This is a genomic window from Sphingomonas kyeonggiensis, assembly GCF_014196745.1.
GTDB lineage: Bacteria > Pseudomonadota > Alphaproteobacteria > Sphingomonadales > Sphingomonadaceae > Sphingomonas > Sphingomonas kyeonggiensis.
On the sequence record NZ_JACIEH010000003.1, the window covers coordinates 1,143,576 to 1,161,881 of the forward strand.

The following is an 18,306-nucleotide window of genomic DNA, read 5'->3' on the forward strand; positions in this document are numbered from 1 at the left end:
ATTTGCGACATGTGGTTGTCACAGCTTCTCCCTCTCCCCGCTTGCGGGGAGAGGGGTGGGGAGAGGGAGAAATGGCTGCAGCCCGGCGTGCCTTTGGCACCCGGGGGATGGGCAGAAAAGGAAAGGACCGGGACGTTCTTCTTCTCGTGACGCTCGGGCTCGACGACGCTTGGCATTGGTGTTCGTATATCTGTGTCGCGTCGAGATTTATCCGCGGCGTGCCTCCCCCTGTATTGCAGCCTGAAGAGAAGCCAGGGGTGCTTTTAAGGCGAGGGGCTCTGCGGCCTTCTGTCCTTCGTGCCAGTCTGGTACGAATTATGGTGCGATATATAACCTATTTGGTTTTTGTCAAGCCCAAGGTGCCGCACACAAACCGTCATCCCGGCGGAAGCCGGGATCTCAGGCGATGGCGCGGGCGGTTGGACAAGAGCCGCACGAGATCCCGGCTTTCGCCGGGATGACGACAGCGGCAAACTAAGAAATCACTCCTCCGTCAGCGCCTTTTCGGCGGGCGGGTGGAGGCGCAGCTTGGTGACGCGCTTGGGGTCGGCCTCCACGATCTCGAGCTTCCAGCCGCTATCATGCTCGAGGCACTCGCCCGCCTCGGGCACATGGCCGGCCAGCACGAAGGCCAGGCCGCCTAGCGTGTCGACGTCGCCGTCGACCTCGGCCAGGCGCGGATCGACCGTCTCGGCGACGTCCTCCAGGTCTGCGCGGGCATCAGCGTCCCAGCCGCCGCCGTCGATCGGCACGAGCAGCGCGGTCGGCGCCTCGTCATGCTCGTCCTCGATCTCGCCGACGATCTCCTCGATCAGGTCCTCGATCGTGATCAGCCCCTCGGTGCCCGAATATTCGTCGAGCACGATGGCTAGGTGCGTCCGCCGCCCGCGCATCTGCGCGAGCAGGTCGAGCGCGCCCATCGACTGGGGCACGTAGAGCGGCTGGCGGATCAGGCCGGACAGGTTGGCCGGGTGGGGGGCGCCGCTCGCGAGGATGTTGAACACGTCCTTGATGTGGACCATACCGATGATCGTATCGAGTTCTTCGCGGTAGACCGGCAGGCGGCTGTGGCCGGCCTCCTCGAACAGCTTCACCAGATCGGCGAAGCTGGTCTCCTCGTCGACCGCGATGATGTCCGCGCGCGGCACGCCGACATCGCCGGCATCGCGCTCGCCGAAATGGAGCAGGTTCTTGAGCATCTGGCGCTCGATCGGCGCCAGGTCGCCGGCCGGACCCTTGCCGCCTTCGTCCTCATGCTCGTCGATCGCATCCTCGATGCGGTCGCGCAAAGTCTCTTCTTGGTCGTCACCGAACAGGAGGGTGCGGATGCCGCGCCATATCCCGCCACCTTCGTGGTTGTCGCCGTTGCTGGTGCTACTGGGGCCCTCGGGCATGTTCGGTGTTCAATCCTCGCGTATTAGATAGGGGTCGTGCAAACCGAGGTCGCGGAGCGCGGCGCGCTCCATCTCCTCCATCGCCTCGGCCTCGGCGTCGTCCATGTGATCATAGCCTAGCAAATGCAGCAGGCCGTGGACAATCAGGTGCGTGGCATGATCTTCGACCGAGACCTTGCGTTCCACCGCCTCGGCCGCGCAGACGCCGTGCGCCAGGACGATGTCGCCGAGCAGCACTTCGCCATCGTCGCTGTTCTCGGTCACCGCTTCCATCAGATCCGGCTGGATCATCGGGAAGGAAAGCACGTTGGTCGGCTTGTCCTTGCTCCGATACTGCCGGTTGAGGACATGGACTTCCTCGTCCGAAGTGAAGCGCACCGCGACTTCGATCGTCGCGGGGTGATCGAGCCACTCCAGGAACGGCGTCTGCTTCAGCGCCGTCTCGGTGGCGCGGATGGAAAGGGCTTCCCAGTCGTGCTCGGGCCAGGGGGATTCGACGAGGGCGGCGACGTCAAGCATTCGGGCCCTCATAGGCTTCGACGATGCGGCCGACGATCGGGTGGCGGACCACGTCCGCGGTCGAGAAGCGCGAGAAGGCGATGCCCTCGACGCCTTCGAGACGCCGCGTCGCGTCGTTGAGGCCCGAGGCGGGCGGGCCGCCGGGCAAGTCGACCTGGTTGGGATCGCCGCAGATCACCATCCGGCTGTTCTGGCCGAAGCGGGTGAGGAACATCTTCATCTGCGCCGGCGTGGTGTTCTGCGCCTCATCGAGGATGACGAAGGCATCGGCCAGCGTGCGGCCGCGCATGAACGCGATCGGGGCGATCTCGATCTCGCCGCTGGCGATGCGCCGCTCGACCTGCTCGGCGGGCAGGCAGTCATAGAGCGCGTCGTAGATCGGGCGGAGATAGGGATCGACCTTCTCCTTCATGTCGCCGGGCAGGAAGCCGAGCTTCTCGCCGGCCTCGACGGCGGGACGCGACAGGATCAGCCGCTGGACACTGCCGGTGATCAGCTGCGCCACCGCCTGGGCGACGGCGAGATAGGTCTTGCCGGTGCCCGCCGGCCCGAGCGCGAAGATCATCTCGTGCGAGACCAGCGCGTGCATGTACTGGGTCTGCGCGACCGAGCGCGGCACGATCGTCTTCTTGCGCGTACGGATCATGATCTGCGCGGGCGCATTGCCGTTATCGGCCTTGATGATGCCGGTCAGCGTCGGCTCGCTCGACATGGCGATCACCGCGTCGATCAGGCCGGTATCGACTTCCTCGCCGCGGATGACGCGGGCGTGGAGTTCCTGCAGCACCTCGCGGGCATGGGCGACGGCTTCGGCGGACCCTTCGATCTGCACGCGCTGGCCGCGGGCGTGGATATAGACGCCCAGCCGCTCTTCGAGGGCGAGGATGTTGCTGTCGAACTCGCCGAAGAGCTGTGGCAGGAGCTGGGGCTTGTCGAAATTCACCTCTACCCGGGAGCGTTCACCGGACTGGGCGGGGACAGGCTTGCGGCTCATGCGGCTCCTTCGCGCTGAAAAAAGTTGAATCTCTTGATAGGCGCACGCGTGCGCGTGATCGCCGACATTCCAGCGCGCGTAGCGGCGCTGCGTGTCAAAGCGAAGACGATGCGGACGGTTCCCTTGCGCATGCGATATGGGGAGAGTGGCAGAGGTTTTCCAACTTGGACAGGGGAAAAGGCACGGCGGAGCGCAAGCAGGCCCCGCCGTGGCGCGCATGCAACGCTCAGGCCTCCACCTTGCCCGACTGGCTCATCCGCCACATCAGTGCGTCCTTCCAGCGATCGGGCAGCCAATGGGCGAGGAAGAGGAAGACCTTCGCCCCGCCGCCGGTGCCGTAGCGGATGCGCGGGCGACGCGCGGCGGCTGCCCTGGCGATGGTGTTGGCGACGACTTCGGGCGGCGAGGCGAAGCTCATCGCGTCGGCATTGCCGAGCAGCGCGGCATATTTGCGTGCCCAGGGCGCATAGGCGCTGCTCCCGCCCGAACGCTCGACCAGGCTCTGGTGCGCGATGCCGGCCCATTCGGTGCGGATCGCGCCGGGTTCGATCACGACGACGCGGATGCCGAAGGGGCGGAGTTCCATGCGCAGGCAGTCCGACAGGCCCTCCACCGCGAACTTGGTCGCATGATACCAGCCGCCGAACGGCTCGCCGAACTTGCCGCCTATCGAAGTGACGTTGACGATCGTCCCCGATTGCTGCGCGCGCATCAGCGGGGTGGCGAGCTGGCAGAGCCGGGCGAGGCCGAAGACATTGACCTCCATCTGGCGGCGCGCCTCTTCCATCGGCACGTCCTCGATCGCGCCATAGCTGCCATAGCCGGCATTGTTGACGAGCAGGTCGAGCCGGCCGGTGGCGGCGCGGATCGTCTCGATCGCGGCGAGGATCGAGGAATCGTCGGTCAGGTCGAGGTCGATCAGCTCGGCGCCGAGGTGGGCGAGGGGTGCCATCCGGTCGAGTCGGCGGGCGGCGGCGAAGACCTTGTAGCCGTCCTGGAGGAGGCGCTTGACGGTGGCTTCGCCGATCCCGGCCGAGGCGCCGGTGACGAGGGCGGTTTTCTGCATTGGGGAGCTCCGGTTGCGAGGTGGAGCCCGGCCATATAAGTGTGGACCATAGTCCATGGTCAAGCCTCTTCCAAGGAGTCGAGAATGCTGATCTCCGAATTCGCCAGGCGGGCGGGCATGAGCACCGACACGGTCCGCTTCTATATCCGCAAGGGATTGCTCGCCCCGGCGACGGGGATGAAGGGCGGCTCCAACCCGTACCAGATCTTCACCGAGGAGCATCTGGAGATGGCGCGGATGATCCGGATGGCGCAGAGCCTGGGCTTCTCGCTGCGCGAGATCGCGGCGCTGTCGGTCGAATATTATGCCGGCGGGATGACGCCCGAGCGCAGCCTGGAGCTGATGCGGATGCAGCTCGCCCGGCTGGAGGACAAGGCGGCGCAGCTGAACGCGATGGTCGACTATACCCGTGCCAAGGTGCGCTGGCTCGAGACGGGCCAGAAGGGATCGGAGCCGGTGTTCGGGGACTTTGAGGGCTGCTGGGCCGAGCCGGTCGCCACCGCGGAGCGCGCCGCATGATCGTGCCGGCCCTGCTCGCGCTGGTCCTTGCGCCCAGGCAGGAGGATCCCGTGACGCGGCATGCCGCCGAATGGGAGGCCGCGGTCGCCGAGGTCGAGCGCGCGCCGCAGCCCGAACGGCCCAGCCTTGCCCAGAAGATCGCCCGGCTGGTGGCGCTGGACGAGGTCACCCGGCAGCATATGTGGCGCGCGGACGATCCGGCGCTCACCCCGGAGCAGCGGATCGCGCTGAGCATTAAGATCGGGCCGCGCATGGTCGCGATCGACGCGGCCAACACCGCGGCGCTCAAGGCGCTGCTTCCGGCCGATGGCTGGTTCCGCAACGGCCGCGACGGGCGGCAGGTGACGCACGGCGCCTGGCTGATCGCGCAGCACAGCCCGGACGACGCCTTCCGTGCCACGGTGCTGGGGGCAATGGGCGACCGGCTGGGCGCGGGCGATGTCGACGCGATGGACTTCGCGCTGACCACCGACCGGGTGCTGGTCCGCCAGGGCGGGCTGCAGGTCTTTGGCAGCCAGGCCCGTTGCGTCGAGGGACGACTGGCGATCGCCCCGATGGCCGATCCGGAAGGGGTGGACACGCGCCGGGCGAAGATCGGCTGGGCCAAGACGCTCGCCGAGACCAGGGGCGACCTCGAGATCGGCAAGCCCTGCGCGCTCTGAGCGCCTAGGCCGGCAGCTCCAGCTCCGCGTCCAGCTCGATCCGGTCGCGGCCGCCACGTTTGGCGGTGTAGAGCGCCTTGTCCGCGCGCTGCATCGCCACCGCGATCTGCTCAGGCCCGCGCAGAAAGGACAGGCCGCAGGAGAAGGTGACCGGTTCCTCGGGATTGGGGCCGATCGGGCGATCGTGCAGCGCGGTGCGCAGCCGCTCGATCAGCGCGCGCGCCTCGCGCGGGCCCATGCCGGGGATCAGGATGGCGAATTCCTCGCCGCCCCAGCGCGCGACCAGATCGGAGCGGCGCATCGTCTCGCCCAGCCGATGGGAAAATTCCTGGAGGACCATGTCGCCTTCGTCATGGCCGAAGATGTCGTTGATCCGCTTGAAGAAATCGATGTCGACCAGCGCGAGCGTGGCGCGGGTGCCGGCGCGGAGATGCGCCGCCGCGTCGAGGAAGCCGCGCCGGTTGCGCAGGCCGGTGAGCAGGTCGCGCTCGGCGGCGTCGCGCAACTGGCTGATCCGGGTGTTGGTCGCCAGCGCGGCCAGGCCGACGCTGTCGAGCAGCTCGCCCGCCAGATCGCGGCCGCCGGCGGGGATATCGGTGACCGCCTGGCCGTCCTGCACCGCGCGCAGCATCGCCGAGGCCCGGCGGATCGGTTCGAGCAGCGCGCCCAGCGCGTAGATGGCGGCAAGCGTGCCGGCGAGCGTGGCGAGGAGCAGCGGCACGAACACCTGCCATTGCCATTCGCCGAGCGCCACCTGGCTGGTGACGAAGGCGATCAGCGGCAGGTGCACCGCGACGAAGCAGATCGTGAAGATGCGCAGATGGAAGTGGCGCGGAAACAGGAATCGCGTCGCGAGATAGAAGCGCATGCGGGTGCGGACCCCTCATTCTCGTTGTCACCCCGCCGGACGGCTGGGCGCTGGAATGAGAGCAGCTAGGTTTATGAAACTTACCCGTGGCTTACGCAGGATCGTTAACGCGTTCGAAGGAGGGCGGGCGGCAGCGACTGGAGGCGGCTGCTTCGGCCCTCAGGCTGCGCGCACCACTTGGGTGCCGGTGAGCGAATTGCCGAAGCCGCCGGTGATCTCGACTTCGACCATGTCGCCGATCTTTGCCTCGGTGCCCAGATAGACCGACTGGAGCCAGGGCGACTTGCCGAGCATCTGGCCGGGCAGCTTGCCCTGGCGCTCGATCAGCACCGCGCAGGTCTTGCCGATGGTCGCCTGGTTGAAGGCGAGCTGGTCGCGGTTGAGCGCGGCCTGGAGGCGCTGGAGGCGCTCGTCCATCACTTCGGCGGGGACGAAGACGTCGCGCATCTCCGCCGCCGGGGTGCCGGGGCGCGGGCTGTACTTGAAGCTGAAGCACTGGGCATAGCCGACCGCATCGACCAGGCTCAGCGTCTCCTCGAACTCGGCATCGCTCTCGCCGGGGAAGCCGACGATGAAGTCGCCCGACAGCGCGATGTCGGGGCGGGCGGCGCGGACGCGGTCGAGGATCTTCAGGTAGGAATCGCGCGTGTGCGAGCGGTTCATCGCCTTGAGGATGCGGTCGCTGCCGGCCTGCACGGGCAAATGGAGGAAAGGCATCAGCTTCTCCACCTCGGCATGGGCGCGGATCAGGCCCTCGCGCATGTCGTTGGGATGGCTGGTGGTGTAGCGGATGCGGTGCAGCCCCTCGATCCGGTCGAGCGCATGGATCAGGCCGTGCAGCCCGGTGCCGGCCTCGTCGTCCCAGGCGTTGACGTTCTGGCCGAGCAGGGTGATCTCGCGCGCGCCGGCGTCGACCAGCGCCTTGGCCTCGTCGACCAGCTCGGCGAAGGGGCGGCTGATCTCGGCGCCGCGGGTATAGGGCACCACGCAATAGGTGCAGAACTTGTCGCAGCCTTCCTGCACGGTGAGGAAGGCGGTGGGGCCGACCTTGCGGCGCTTGGGCAGCGTGCCGAACTTGCTGAGCGCCGGCATGTCGGTGTCGAGCGCCGAGATGCCTTCCGCCGCCTTGGCGACCAGCTCGGGCAAATTGTGATAGGCCTGCGGGCCGACCACGACATCGACCTTGGCGCGGCGGACGATCTCCTCGCCCTCGGCCTGGGCGACGCAGCCGGCGATCGCGATCATCGGCTCGGCCCGGCCTTCCTCGCGCGCGCCCTTCCGCAGGCGGCCGATGTCCGAATAGACCTTCTCGGTCGCCTTCTCGCGGATGTGGCAGGTGTTGAGCACGACGAGATCGGCGGCCTCGCCCTCGGCGGCGGCGGTCATGCCCTGGGCGGCCATCAGCTCGGCCATGCGCTCGCCGTCATAGACGTTCATCTGGCATCCGAACGACTTCACGTGGAAGGTCTTGGGATTGGCCTTGGGATTCTGGGGGGCGTTCATCGCGGCGCCTATACACATTCCTCCCCCGGAGGGGGAGGGGGACCGGCGAAGCCGGTGGAGGGGTATTCTCCACGGGCTGTGGAGCTTGTGGCGCGCTACCCCTCCACCACTGGCTGCGCCAGCGGTCCCCCTCCCCTCCGGGGGAGGAATGAAGGATCACGCCCCCGGCTTCGGCCTGTAGCCGATCGGGTCCTCGGCGAAGCGGAAGGTGCGGAGGGGCTCTCCCAGTACCTTGACCAGCGCCTCCTCGATCCGGCGGCGGCTCTCTGCCGCGATCACCTTGCGACCGGGGAAGTCGCGGGGGTGGAAGGGCTCGAGGAAATGCACGTCGAGGCGGAAGCTGCCCCTGCGGCTGAGGATGCGCTTCGCGTTGTTGAGGCCGCTTTCCTGGCCGATCCAGCAGATGTCGTCCGCCGCGGCGCCGTAGTGGAGCATCACCGGCTGGACCATCACGCCGGGCGGCGGCGGTTCGAGCACGCGCAGCATCGGCGTCTTGAACGGCAGCAGCGACTTGCCGTCGGTCGTCGTGCCTTCGGGGAAGACGGTGATCGCCCAGGTCTCGGCCAGCGCATCGCGCAGCTCGTTGATCTGCTCGGCGACGCCAAGCCGGTTCTCGCGCTTGACGTAGACGGTACGGTTGAGCCCGGCGAGCCAGCCGACCACGGGCGAACTCTGGATCTCGGCCTTGGCGATGAAGGCGGTGCCGCTCGCGCCGCCCAGCGCCAGGATGTCGATCCAGCTGAGATGGTTGGAGATGTAGAAGACGTCGCGCTTGAGATGCGTGCCGATGCGGTTGACGCGCGCGCCGCAGATCCGCGCGGCGGTCGACAGGAAATGGCGCGGCCAGGGCGAGGGCAGGCGGAACAGCCGGAAGAGATAGTGGAGCGGCACGAAGAACAGCAGTGCCAGCACGAGCAGCGCTACGCGGCGCCAAAGCCGGAACTGGCCGCGCAGGCTCAGCGGGGTCTCATGGCCCTGGATGGCCTCCTCGCGGAGGCGAGCGGCGCGTTCGGCCCGGGTTTCGCCCGCAGGCGGCACCTCAGTTCTTGCGGTCGAGCGCGACGCCGTAGAGCTCCATGCGGTGATCGACCAGGCGGAAGCCCAGCCGCTCGGCGATCTGCTTCTGGAGCTGTTCCAGTTCGGGATCGACGAACTCGATCACTTCGCCGGTCTCGACGTTGATCAGGTGATCGTGATGCGCCTCGGGCGAAGGCTCGTAGCGGGCGCGGCCGTCGCCGAAATCGTGACGGTCGAGGATGCCGGCCTCTTCGAACAGGCGCACGGTGCGATAGACCGTGGCGATCGAGATGCCGGGGTCGATCGCCGAGGCGCGCTCATAGACCTTCTCCACATCGGGATGGTCATCCGCGTCGGAGAGGACGCGCGCAATCACCTTGCGCTGTTCGGTGATGCGCAGCCCCTTCTCGTGACAAAGCGCTTCGAGATCGATCTTACGAGCCATGGCCGCGATGTAGCGTGGCCTGCGCCAAGTTGGAAGACTGCGGCCGCGAAAAGGCGTGATCGCGAAACGAAAAGGCCGGCCCGGAGCGATCTCCGGGCCGGCCTTCCCTATTTCAGTCTGTTGCAGCTCAGCGCTTGCGGCGCTTGGTGCCCAGGCCGATCTTCTTCGCCAGGCTGCGGCGCTGCTCGGCATAATTGGGGGCGACCATCGGATAGTCCGCCGGCAGGTTCCACTTGGCGCGGTACTGCTCGGGGGTCATCTGATAGTGCGTCATCAGGTGACGCTTCAGCATCTTGAGCTTCTTGCCGTCCTCGAGGCAGACGATGTAGTCCGGCTTCACCGAGGCGCGAATGGAAACGGCCGGCTCCTGCTTCACTTCGGGCTCGGCGACAGCGCGGCCAAGACCCGAGAGCGCACCGTGCACGTTCTGGATCAGAGTCGGAAGGTCGGAGACTGCAACACTGTTGTTGCTGACATGCGCCGCAACAATATCCGCCGTCAGCGTGACCAGCGTTTCATCAATCTCAGCTTGCGTTTCCATGTTTTTCCTTTCGACCCGAATAGAGGTGACTTTTACTCGTCACCCGGCGACGTCCTATCGGACCGTTTTGGTCCAAACGCAAGACCATATTTGCATGTTTCAGTAAGTCTCAGTCCAGGTCCTTGATGTCGCGTGCATAAGTATGTGCGTCGAACAATTGCCCGCTACGTCCCCGATAGTAATCCCGACGTTCGCCGACCTTTTCGAAGCCTTCGCGACGGTAGAGCCATACGGCATCGTTTCCTGAACGGACCTCCAGATGGATTCGCACGACGCCGCGGCCGCGCGCTTCTTCGATCACGGCACGAAGCAATGCGCCGGCAATGCCGCGACGGCGCGCGGCGGGATGGGTGGCGAGGAGGAGCAGTTCGGCTTCGTCGGCAATGACGCGGGCGAGCGCGAACCCCATGTCGCGCCCGTCGATGCTCGCGATCACCAGCCAGACGCCGGGCAGCGACAGCATCCCCAGACACTGGGCGCTGGTCCAGGCCTCGCCGAAGCGCGGGTCGAACGCTTCCTGCATGACGATGTTGACGTTGTAGAGATCCTGGGTGCCGCCTTCGCGCAGCTCGACCAGGTTGACGGTGCCGCTCATGCCAGGCCCCGTTCGGCGAGCGTCTTGGCATCGGGCGCGCGGCCATAGATCGGCCGGGCGGGGAGCGCGGTGAAGTCGGCGGCGAGCAGCCGGGCGTCGGCGGCGGCGGGCAGGGTCTCGCACAGGTCGAGCCCCTCGGCCAGCGGGGCGAGATGGCGCACGCCGCTGCCGAATGCCGGGCGGCCGGCCAGCGCTTCGAGCGCGGCAATGGGAACGAGCGAGCGGAACGGCCCGTCCTCCTGGAAAGGTTGGGAATGGAACGCCTGCATGAACACCTCACCGTGCCCGCCTTCGAGCACCACGGCAAGTTGTGGTATGTCCGGATTGCCGGCAAATCCCGACGCGGCGAGCAGCGCGAGCGACGAATAGCCGCGCACCTCCGCGCCCCAGCCGATCGACAGGCCGAGCGCAGCGGCCAGACCGACGCGCACGCCGGTGAAACTGCCGGGGCCGACATCGACGAGGATGCGCGCCGCACGGCCTTCGCCGGGCAGCGACGCGATCATCGGCACCAGCCGTTCGGCATGGCCGCGGCCCACGACTTCATGGGCCGCGGCGAGCACGGTCGTCCCGTCGAGCAGCGCGACCGAGCAAGCTGCGGTCGCGGTCTCAATGACGAGAGTCAGGTCAGACGAGACGATTGAACCGCTCGAATTCGGGGCGGGGGAGTCGATCGAAGATGGAGGAAGGGTCGCCATGTCCCAGCGTGGTGATGAAGTTGGACTTCACATTGGGCTGGTCTGCAAAGAACGCTTCGTCAACCTTGGCGTTGTCGAAACCCGACATCGGGCCGGTATCGAAACCGAGCGCGCGGGCGGCGAGCAGCAGATAGGCGCCCTGGAGCGACGAGTTGCGGAAGGCCGTGGTGTAGCGGGCTTCCTCGGTGGGGAACCAGTCCTTGGCGGTCGGCGCGTGCGGGAAGAGCCAGGGCAGATGCTCGTTGAACGTCAGGTCCATGCCGATGATCACGGTGGCGGGTGCCTTGCGGATCTTATCGGCATTGGCGGCGCTGGCGAGCAGGGCGAGCTTTTCCTTGGCCTCGTCGCTGGTCACCCACACGAAGCGGGCGGCCTGGTTGTTCGCCGAGGTCGGGCCCATCTTGGTGAGTTCGTAGATGGCGCGGATGTCGGCCTCGGTCACCGGGGCGTCGGTGTAGCCGTTATAGCTGCGCGCGGTACGGAACAGCTTATCCAGCGCCGCGTCATCGAGCGGAGTGGCCATTTTTCAGTCCTTTCGTAGGCGTGTGGGCTCAGACGGCCCGGACTTCGGTGACTTCGGGAACGTAATGCTTGAGCAGCTGCTCGATGCCGTTCTTCAGCGTGGCGGTCGAGCTGGGGCAGCCCGAGCAGGCGCCCTGCATCTGGAGGTACACCTTGCCGGCGTCGAAACCGCGATAGACAATGTCGCCGCCGTCATTGGCGACGGCGGGGCGCACGCGCGTCTCGATCAGTTCCTTGATCTGGGCGACGATCTCGGCGTCTTCGGGATTGTCGCCGAAGTCGGCACTCTCTGCCGGCACGCTGAACCCGGCGGCAGCGGCATGGAACAGCGGCATGTTCGCGGCGAAATGGTCGAGCAGGATGCCGAGCACGTCGGGCTTCGCGTCGCGCCAGTCGGCGCCGGGGGCAATCGTCACCGAGATGAAGTCGCGGCCGAAGAAAACGCCAGTCACGTCGCCGAGGGTGAACAGGGCGGTGGCGAGCGGCGAGGCCTCTGCATCTTCGGGCGACGCAAAGTCGCGGGTACCGGCGTCCATCACGGTACGTCCCGGAAGGAACTTGAGAGTTGCCGGATTGGGCGTGGCTTCGGTCTCGATCAGCATGACCGCCATTTGGGCGCTCGGGCGACGGGGATCAAGCGGCGAGGGGGAAACGAAAGGTTTCCCCGCGCGCAATCCTATTGCTGCTCGTCGTGCGTGGTCGCGTCGGTCACGCTCTGGTCGTGGCCGCTCTTGTCGCTGAAGAAGGCGGCGGCGAACAGGCCGCAGCCGAGCAGGGTGGAGATGAACACCCCGCCGATCGTGGCCGCGATCGCCGACGGATAGAGCGCGTCGTAGAGCGAGAGATACCAGAGTGCGCCCGCGACCATCAGCACGCCGGCAAGCGCGATCCACAAGATCATCCGGCGAAATTCGGTCCAGGCCCTGGTGCGTTCGGTAGCCATGTCGGCAACTCCTTGATCGCAGCGCATGTGGGTGCGCGGGGCTGGCGTATCAATTGGACGTATTGCCCACCTGGCTCCACCGGCGGAGGTTGGTGCGGGCATCCTGGACGAAGGCCGAGTGGCGGATCCAGGCGAGGAACTTGTCGACGAACCACCGCCCCGGCTGGCGCAGCGGCCGGCGGAACTGGATCAGCAGCACCACGCGGGTGCCGCTGGTGTCGTTCCACACCTCGTGATCATAGGTGTCGTCGAACACCAGGGTCTCGCCTTCCGACCAGCGCAGGACGCGATCGTCGAGGCGCATGCGGACATCGCCGTCGCGCGGGATGACCAGGCCGAGATGGCAGGTGATCAGTCCCTTGGTGACGCCGCGATGCGCCGGGATATGGGCGCCGGGTGCCAGGATCGAGAAGAAGGCGCTGTTGAGGCCGGGGATCGCCTCGACCAGCCGGGTGGTCGCCGGGCAGCGATCGAGATTCTCCTGCACCCGGTAGCCATAGCCATAGAGGAAATAGCTGCGCCATTTGTTCGCCGGGGCGATCGCGCGGTGATCGGGCGAGACCTGGGCGAGCGACGGCGCCTGGTGGTCGAGCGCGGCGGCGATCGCCTCGGCGCGGATCGCCTGCCAGTTGGCGCGCAGCGCCTCGGTCCAGGCGAAGTCGCGCACGTCGAGCACCGGCTCGGTCGATATCAGCGAGAAGCGCGCGATGAACCGGTCGAACGTGCCGCGCAGATATTTGCCATATTTGATCAGGAACGGGCGATCGCGATCGGCGCGCAGCGGCGCGTCGGGCATCACTGCCCCCGATATCACCGTGAGATCGGGAATCATCTCGCGTGCTTCCGCCGCTTCGACTTCGCCCGCGTCCCGCCACATTGCGCTGCCCCGCGCGCTCGGCTCGACCTTCACTGCACCTGACCTTGCTGGGTTCGTCACCTGTTCATCCGCGAGTCGCGCCCGCATCTTGGCTGGATAGCCGCCGCATGGGTCGAAAACATGGCCCTGCCGCGGCGCACAAGGGCGGGTTCGTGACGCAGGCGTGCCGGCTTTTCGTACATCCGGGGGAAAGGTTCGCGCTGGCATGCCCGGCGCTTCGCTCCTAGATGGACCTCTATGCACTCCTTCCTGCGTGCGCCTCTCGCGCTCCTCGCCCTTGCCTCGCTCGCCCCGGTGCTGCCGGCCCAGGCTCAGCAGAATACCAATCCCCCGGGTGTGCCCGACACCAAGACGGTGGGGCGCCCGGTCCAGAGCGCCAAGGATCCCTGGCTCTACGAGAAGAGCGACCTGGTCCATGACGATGCCTGGAAGTTCGGGCGGCTCTCCAACGGCCTGCGCTATGCGGTGCGCAAGAACGGCGTGCCGCCGGGCCAGGTCTCGGTGCGCGTGCGCATGGATGTCGGCTCGCTGATGGAGCAGGACAGCGAGCGCGGCTTCGCGCATTTGCTCGAGCACCTCTCGTTCCGCGGCTCGGTGCACGTGCCCGACGGCGAATCGAAGCGCATCTGGCAGCGGCTGGGCGTGACCTTCGGCTCCGATTCGAACGCATCGACAACCTTCACCGCGACCACCTACAAGCTCGACCTGCCCAATGCGACGCCGGCCGGGCTCGACGAGAGCTTCAAGATCCTGGCGGGCATGATGTCCGGCCCGGACATCACCCAGAAGATTCTCGATTCCGAGCGCCCGGTGGTGCTGGCCGAGCAGCGCGAGCAGCCGGGCCCGCGGGTCCGCCTGCAGGACGCGATGCTCGACCTGATGTTCGCCGGCCAGCCGCTGTCGCAGCGCGAGCCGATCGGCACGGTCGAGACGCTCAACGGCGCGACGCCCGCGACGGTGCAGGCCTTCCACGATCGCTGGTACCGCCCCGAGCGCGCCACCGTCATCGCGATCGGCGATGTCGACCCCGCGCTGCTCGAGCAGATGGTCGTCAAGCATTTCTCGGACTGGAAGGGCACCGGCCCGGCGGTTCCGACCCCCGATTTCGGCAAGCCGGTCGAGGGCAAGCCGGTTTCGGCCAGCATCGTCGAACCGGCGCTGCCGGTGCTGACCACCATGGCGATCGTGCGCCCCTGGACGGTCGATGGCGACACGGTGATCTTCAACCAGAAGCGGATGATCGATCTGGTCGCGATCCGCATCATCAACCGCCGGCTCGAGACCCGCGCGCGCTCGGGCGGCACCTTCATCGCCGCGGGCGCGGACCTGAGCGACATCGGCCGTTCCGCCAACATCACCACGGTGCAGGTGCTTCCGGTCGGCGACGACTGGGAAGCCGCGCTGCGCGACGTGCGCGGGGTGATCGCCGACGCCCAGGCGACTCCGCCGACCCAGGCCGAGATCGACCGTGAGGTCGCCGAGATCGAATCGTCGATGAAGCAGCGGATCAACACCGCGCCGGTCGAGGCCGGGGCCAAGCTCGCCGACGATCTTGCCGAGGCGGTCGACATCAACGAGACGGTGACGACGCCCGAATTCTCCTACGCGATCTTCAGGGGCGCGGTGGACGGCAAGATGTTCACCCCCGCCACGGTGCTCGCCTCGTCGAAGACGGTGTTCCAGGGCACCGCGACGCGTGCGATGGTCAACCTCCACACGCCCGATCCGGCGATCACCACCAAGGTGGCCTCGGCGCTCGAGGCCAATGTCGCAGCGAGCGCCAAGCGCAAGCTGGTTGGCAACGTCAGCTTCGACGCGCTGCCCAAGCTGGGCCTGCCCGGCAAGGTGGCGACCCGCGAGCAGATCCTGCCGGGCACCGGCATCGAGAAGCTCGTCTTCGCGAACGGCGTGACGATGCTGATGCGCCAGGATCCGTCGGAGACCGGCAAGGTCTATGTGAACGTGCGCTTCGGCAACGGCCTGTCGGGCCTGTCGGGCACCGCCCAGACCCCGGCCTGGGCCGGCGAGGGCGCGCTGATGGCGAGCGGCGTCGGCAAATATGGCCAGGACGAGCTCGACGCGCTCACCGGCCGCCGCCAGATCGGCGCCGATTTCGACGTGGACGACGATGCCTTCACGCTGAAGGCGCAGACCACCAAGGACGACCTGTCCGACCAGCTCAAGCTGCTCGCCGCCAAGCTGGTCGCACCGGGCTGGGATCCCAATCCGGTGCTCCGCGCCAAGGTCGCGACCCTGTCGTCCTACGCGAACCTTTCGTCCTCGCCCGACGCGGTGATGAACCGCGATCTCGAGCGTCTCCTCCACAATGGCGATCCGCGCTGGGGCATCCCGCCCAAGGCGACGATCGAGGCGACCACGCCGGCGAGCTTCCGCAAGTTCTGGGAGCCGATCCTGGCCAGCGGTCCGATCGAGATCGAAGTGTTCGGCGACATGGATGCAGAAGCGACGGTGAAGGCCGTGGCCGCCACCTTCGGCGCGCTGAAGCCGCGCGTGGCAAGCAAGGCGCCGCTCGCGCCGGTCGCCTTCCCCGCCCATGTCGAGACGCCGGTGACGCTGACCCATACCGGCCAGCCCAACCAAGCCGCGGCGGTGATCGCCTGGCCGACCGGCGGCGGCACCGACAATGGCGGGATCAGCGAGAGCCGCAAGCTCGAGGTGCTCGCCGCGGTGTTCCGCGACCGGCTGCTCGACCAGCTGCGCAGCCAGGCCGGGGTGAGCTATTCGCCCCAGGTCGCCAGCCAGTGGCCGCTCGGCCTGCCGGCGGGCGGTAAGATCCTGGCGCTCGGCATGGTGCCGCCCGACAAGGTCGACTTCTTCTTCGAGCTGTCGCGCAAGATCGCGGCCGATCTCGTCGCCAAGCCGATCGACGCGGACGAGCTCAACCGTGCGCTGACCCCGCTCAAGCAGCAGATCCTGCGCATGTCCTCGGGCAACATGTTCTGGATGCGCCTGGTCGAGGGCGGCACCTATGATCCGGCGCGGATCGCCGGGGTCGAGACGCTCGCCGCCGATTATTCGCGGGTGACGCCGATGGACGTGCAGGGGCTGGCGATGAAGTATCTCCGCCCGGACAAGGACTGGACGCTGAAGGTGGTGCCGGAGAAGAAGTGAGGCTCCGGGCTATCGGATAAAAGGAAAGGCCGGGGAGCGATCCCCGGCCTTTTTCATGTCGGCGCTACCCTGGGTTCAAGCCGTCATCCCGGCGAAAGCCGGGATCTCGTGCGGCTCCTGTCCCGCGCCTTCGCCTGAGATCCCGGCTTTCGCCGGGATGACGGCTGTGGTGTGAGGCCGACGGCTTACCTGTACAACGCGTCCAGCCGCTCGCCGTACGCCGCCTTCAATATGTGCCGGCGGATCTTGAGGCTGGGCGTCAGCTGCTCGTTCTCGATCGTGAACGGCTCGTCGGCGACGATGAACTTGCGGACCCGCTCGATCACCGACAGGTCCTTGTTGACCCGCTCCACCGCCGCGCCGAGCGCCGCCTTGTAGTCGGGGTCGTGGGCAAGCTCCCGGAAGTCGCACTTGGTGGCGGTGTGCGCGCACCATTCGGCGGTCCATTCGGGATCGGGGACGATCACCGCGGACATGTACGGCTTCTTGTCGCCGGCGATCATCGCCTGGACGATCTCGGGCTGGAGGGTCAGCATGCCCTCCACCTTCTGGGGCGCGACATTGTCGCCCTTGTCGTTGACGATGATGTCCTTCTTGCGGTCGGTGATCTTGATCCGGCCCTTCTCGTCGATATGGCCGATGTCGCCGGTGTAGAGCCAGCCGTCCTTGAGGACCCGCCTGGTCTCCTCCTCGTTGCGCCAATAGCCGTGCATGACCAGCTCGCCGCGTACCAGGATCTCTCCGTCGTCGGCGATGCGCACCTCGACGCCTTCCAGCGGCGGGCCGACCGTGTCCATCTTGAGCCCGGCCTTGGGCCGGTTGCACGAGATCACCGGCGCGGCTTCGGTCTGGCCATAGCCCTGGAGGAAGGTGATGCCGAGGCTCTGGAAGAAGATGCCGACTTCCGGATTGAGCGGGGCGCCGCCCGAGACCATCGCCTTGATCCGCCCGCCGAACTTCTTGGCGAGCTTGGGCTTGAGCGTGGCGCCGAGGAGCAGGTTCATCGGCAGGTCGCCGATACCCGAGGTTCCCGCCGCCTTGCGGCCGCCGATCGCTACGGCCTTGTCGAGCAGGAAGTTGGCGAAATTGCCCTGCTTCTCGACCTGCTTGACGATGCGGGTGCGCAGCACTTCGAACAGGCGGGGGACCACGACCATCAGCGTCGGGCGCACTTCCTCGATGTTCGAGGCGAGCTTCTCCAGCCCCTCCGAATAATAGATCTGCGCGCCGAGCCCGATCGGGAAATACTGTCCGCCGGTATGCTCATAGGCGTGGCTGAGCGGCAGGAAGCTGAGGAACACCTCGTCCTCCCAGCCGAAATCCTCCGAGATGATCGCGCAGCAGGCTTCGACGTTGCAGAGGATCGCGCCGTGATGCTGCATCACGCCGCGCGGGCTGCCGCCGGTGCCGCTGGTGTAGATGATGCAGGCCAGGTCCTCGCGGCGGAAATTGCAGCTGACCCCGCGCGGATCGGTGTCGTGTTTCGCGATCAGCGCGCGCCAGTCGTGGAACTCCAGGCTGCCCTGCTGGCTGATGCGCAGGTCCTCGAGGCCGATGATCATCCGTGCGGTCGAGGCGCGGATCGCCGCCGGCAGCAGCGTCTTGGCCAGCTTGCCGTTCGAGACGATGATCGCGCAGGCGCCCGAATTCTCGATGATATGCTGGTGGTCGCGCTCGGTGTTGGTCGTGTAGGTCGGCACCGTCACGCAGCCCGCGGCCATGATCGCCAGGTCGCTGATGCAGAATTCCGGGCGGTTCTCCGAAACCAGCATCACCCGGTCGCCGCGCTTCAGGCCGAGCGCGGTGAGCGCCGCCGACAGGCTCGCCACTTGCCGTGCGGCTTCCGCCCAGCTGGTCGGCTGCCACTTTCCCTCTGCCTTGTGCCAGAGGAAGGGGGCATCGCCCTTTTCCTTCGCCCGCGCGAAGAACATCTGGACCAGGTTTTCAAATCGTTCGAGCCTGCGCATTCTCTCTCCCTAGCACGGGCGCTCCTTTGGAGCGTCCCGCTTTC

General features: G+C 67.0%; 18 protein-coding genes and 2 pseudogenes. 4 read left to right on the forward strand and 16 right to left on the reverse strand.

What is annotated here, in order from left to right:
- Window positions 1-482: 482 nt before the first annotated feature.
- The 4 genes from GGR46_RS20630 to GGR46_RS20645 form a co-directional block, all read right to left on the reverse strand.
- Entirely contained in the window at window positions 483-1,394 is a 912-nt protein-coding gene (locus GGR46_RS20630; RefSeq protein WP_183999868.1) for a hemolysin family protein, read from the reverse strand.
- 9 nt (window positions 1,395-1,403) lie between these two features.
- Entirely contained in the window at window positions 1,404-1,913 is a 510-nt protein-coding gene (gene ybeY / locus GGR46_RS20635) for an rRNA maturation RNase YbeY (protein ID WP_183999869.1), read from the reverse strand.
- Window positions 1,906-2,907: a PhoH family protein gene (locus GGR46_RS20640; protein ID WP_183999870.1), complete on the reverse strand. Its 1,002-nt coding sequence runs from the start codon at window positions 2,905-2,907 to the stop codon at window positions 1,906-1,908. Before GGR46_RS20640 ends, ybeY begins: the two co-directional genes overlap by 8 nt.
- A 226-nt stretch (window positions 2,908-3,133) precedes the next feature.
- A complete protein-coding gene (locus GGR46_RS20645) occupies window positions 3,134-3,973 on the reverse strand; it encodes an oxidoreductase (RefSeq protein ID WP_183999871.1) in 840 nt (279 codons plus the stop codon).
- Window positions 3,974-4,057: 84 nt separating this feature from the next.
- On the opposite strand from GGR46_RS20645, the gene GGR46_RS20650 reads away from it, so the two are divergent.
- Window positions 4,058-4,492 (forward strand): MerR family transcriptional regulator, encoded by a 435-nt coding sequence (locus GGR46_RS20650; protein WP_183999872.1) that lies wholly within the window; start codon window positions 4,058-4,060, stop codon window positions 4,490-4,492.
- Entirely contained in the window at window positions 4,489-5,154 is a 666-nt protein-coding gene (locus tag GGR46_RS20655) for a DUF6624 domain-containing protein (protein WP_183999873.1), read from the forward strand. The genes GGR46_RS20650 and GGR46_RS20655 overlap by 4 nt, the downstream gene beginning before the upstream one ends.
- Window positions 5,155-5,158: 4 nt before the next feature.
- On the opposite strand, the gene GGR46_RS20660 is transcribed toward GGR46_RS20655, so the two are convergent.
- The 11 genes from GGR46_RS20660 to GGR46_RS20710 all read right to left on the reverse strand — a co-directional run bounded on the left by GGR46_RS20660 (window position 5,159) and on the right by GGR46_RS20710 (window position 13,196).
- On the reverse strand, window positions 5,159-6,022 hold the full coding sequence (locus GGR46_RS20660) for a GGDEF domain-containing protein (protein WP_183999874.1): 864 nt from the start codon (window positions 6,020-6,022) through the stop codon (window positions 5,159-5,161).
- A gap of 159 nt (window positions 6,023-6,181) precedes the next feature.
- Window positions 6,182-7,525, reverse strand: a complete 1,344-nt coding sequence (gene miaB / locus GGR46_RS20665; protein WP_183999875.1) for a tRNA (N6-isopentenyl adenosine(37)-C2)-methylthiotransferase MiaB — start codon at window positions 7,523-7,525, stop codon at window positions 6,182-6,184.
- A 156-nt stretch (window positions 7,526-7,681) separates the two neighbouring features.
- On the reverse strand, window positions 7,682-8,563 hold the full coding sequence (locus GGR46_RS20670; protein ID WP_183999876.1) for a lysophospholipid acyltransferase family protein: 882 nt from the start codon (window positions 8,561-8,563) through the stop codon (window positions 7,682-7,684).
- Window position 8,564: 1 nt separating this feature from the next.
- Window positions 8,565-8,987 (reverse strand): Fur family transcriptional regulator, encoded by a 423-nt coding sequence (locus tag GGR46_RS20675; RefSeq protein ID WP_183999877.1) that lies wholly within the window; start codon window positions 8,985-8,987, stop codon window positions 8,565-8,567.
- 127 nt (window positions 8,988-9,114) lie between these two features.
- Entirely contained in the window at window positions 9,115-9,528 is a 414-nt protein-coding gene (locus GGR46_RS20680; protein WP_183999878.1) for a Ros/MucR family transcriptional regulator, read from the reverse strand.
- A gap of 109 nt (window positions 9,529-9,637) precedes the next feature.
- Window positions 9,638-10,123 (reverse strand): GNAT family N-acetyltransferase, encoded by a 486-nt coding sequence (locus GGR46_RS20685; protein ID WP_183999879.1) that lies wholly within the window; start codon window positions 10,121-10,123, stop codon window positions 9,638-9,640.
- Complete coding sequence (gene tsaB / locus GGR46_RS20690) at window positions 10,120-10,821, reverse strand: tRNA (adenosine(37)-N6)-threonylcarbamoyltransferase complex dimerization subunit type 1 TsaB (protein WP_183999880.1); 702 nt, start codon at window positions 10,819-10,821, stop codon at window positions 10,120-10,122. Before tsaB ends, GGR46_RS20685 begins: the two co-directional genes overlap by 4 nt.
- Window positions 10,751-11,344 carry a malonic semialdehyde reductase gene (locus GGR46_RS20695; RefSeq protein WP_183999881.1) on the reverse strand — a complete coding sequence of 198 codons (594 nt, stop codon included), beginning with the start codon at window positions 11,342-11,344 and terminating at the stop codon, window positions 10,751-10,753. The genes tsaB and GGR46_RS20695 overlap by 71 nt, the downstream gene beginning before the upstream one ends.
- Window positions 11,345-11,372: 28 nt before the next feature.
- Window positions 11,373-11,945 carry a NifU family protein gene (locus tag GGR46_RS20700; protein WP_183999882.1) on the reverse strand — a complete coding sequence of 191 codons (573 nt, stop codon included), beginning with the start codon at window positions 11,943-11,945 and terminating at the stop codon, window positions 11,373-11,375.
- 74 nt (window positions 11,946-12,019) lie between these two features.
- Window positions 12,020-12,286: a hypothetical protein gene (locus GGR46_RS20705; protein ID WP_246426229.1), complete on the reverse strand. Its 267-nt coding sequence runs from the start codon at window positions 12,284-12,286 to the stop codon at window positions 12,020-12,022.
- Window positions 12,287-12,335: 49 nt separating this feature from the next.
- Window positions 12,336-13,196 (reverse strand): aspartyl/asparaginyl beta-hydroxylase domain-containing protein, encoded by an 861-nt coding sequence (locus GGR46_RS20710; RefSeq protein ID WP_343058270.1) that lies wholly within the window; start codon window positions 13,194-13,196, stop codon window positions 12,336-12,338.
- Between the two features lie 204 nt (window positions 13,197-13,400).
- On the opposite strand from GGR46_RS20710, the pseudogene GGR46_RS25950 reads away from it, so the two are divergent.
- Window positions 13,401-14,630, forward strand: a pseudogene (locus tag GGR46_RS25950) (M16 family metallopeptidase); the annotation flags it as partial.
- A gap of 921 nt (window positions 14,631-15,551) precedes the next feature.
- Window positions 15,552-16,295 (forward strand): annotated as a pseudogene (locus GGR46_RS25955) (M16 family metallopeptidase); the annotation flags it as partial.
- A 185-nt stretch (window positions 16,296-16,480) separates the two neighbouring features.
- On the opposite strand, the gene GGR46_RS20720 reads toward GGR46_RS25955, so the two are convergent.
- Window positions 16,481-18,262, reverse strand: a complete 1,782-nt coding sequence (locus GGR46_RS20720) for an AMP-dependent synthetase/ligase (RefSeq protein ID WP_183999884.1) — start codon at window positions 18,260-18,262, stop codon at window positions 16,481-16,483.
- Window positions 18,263-18,306: the final 44 nt, after the last annotated feature.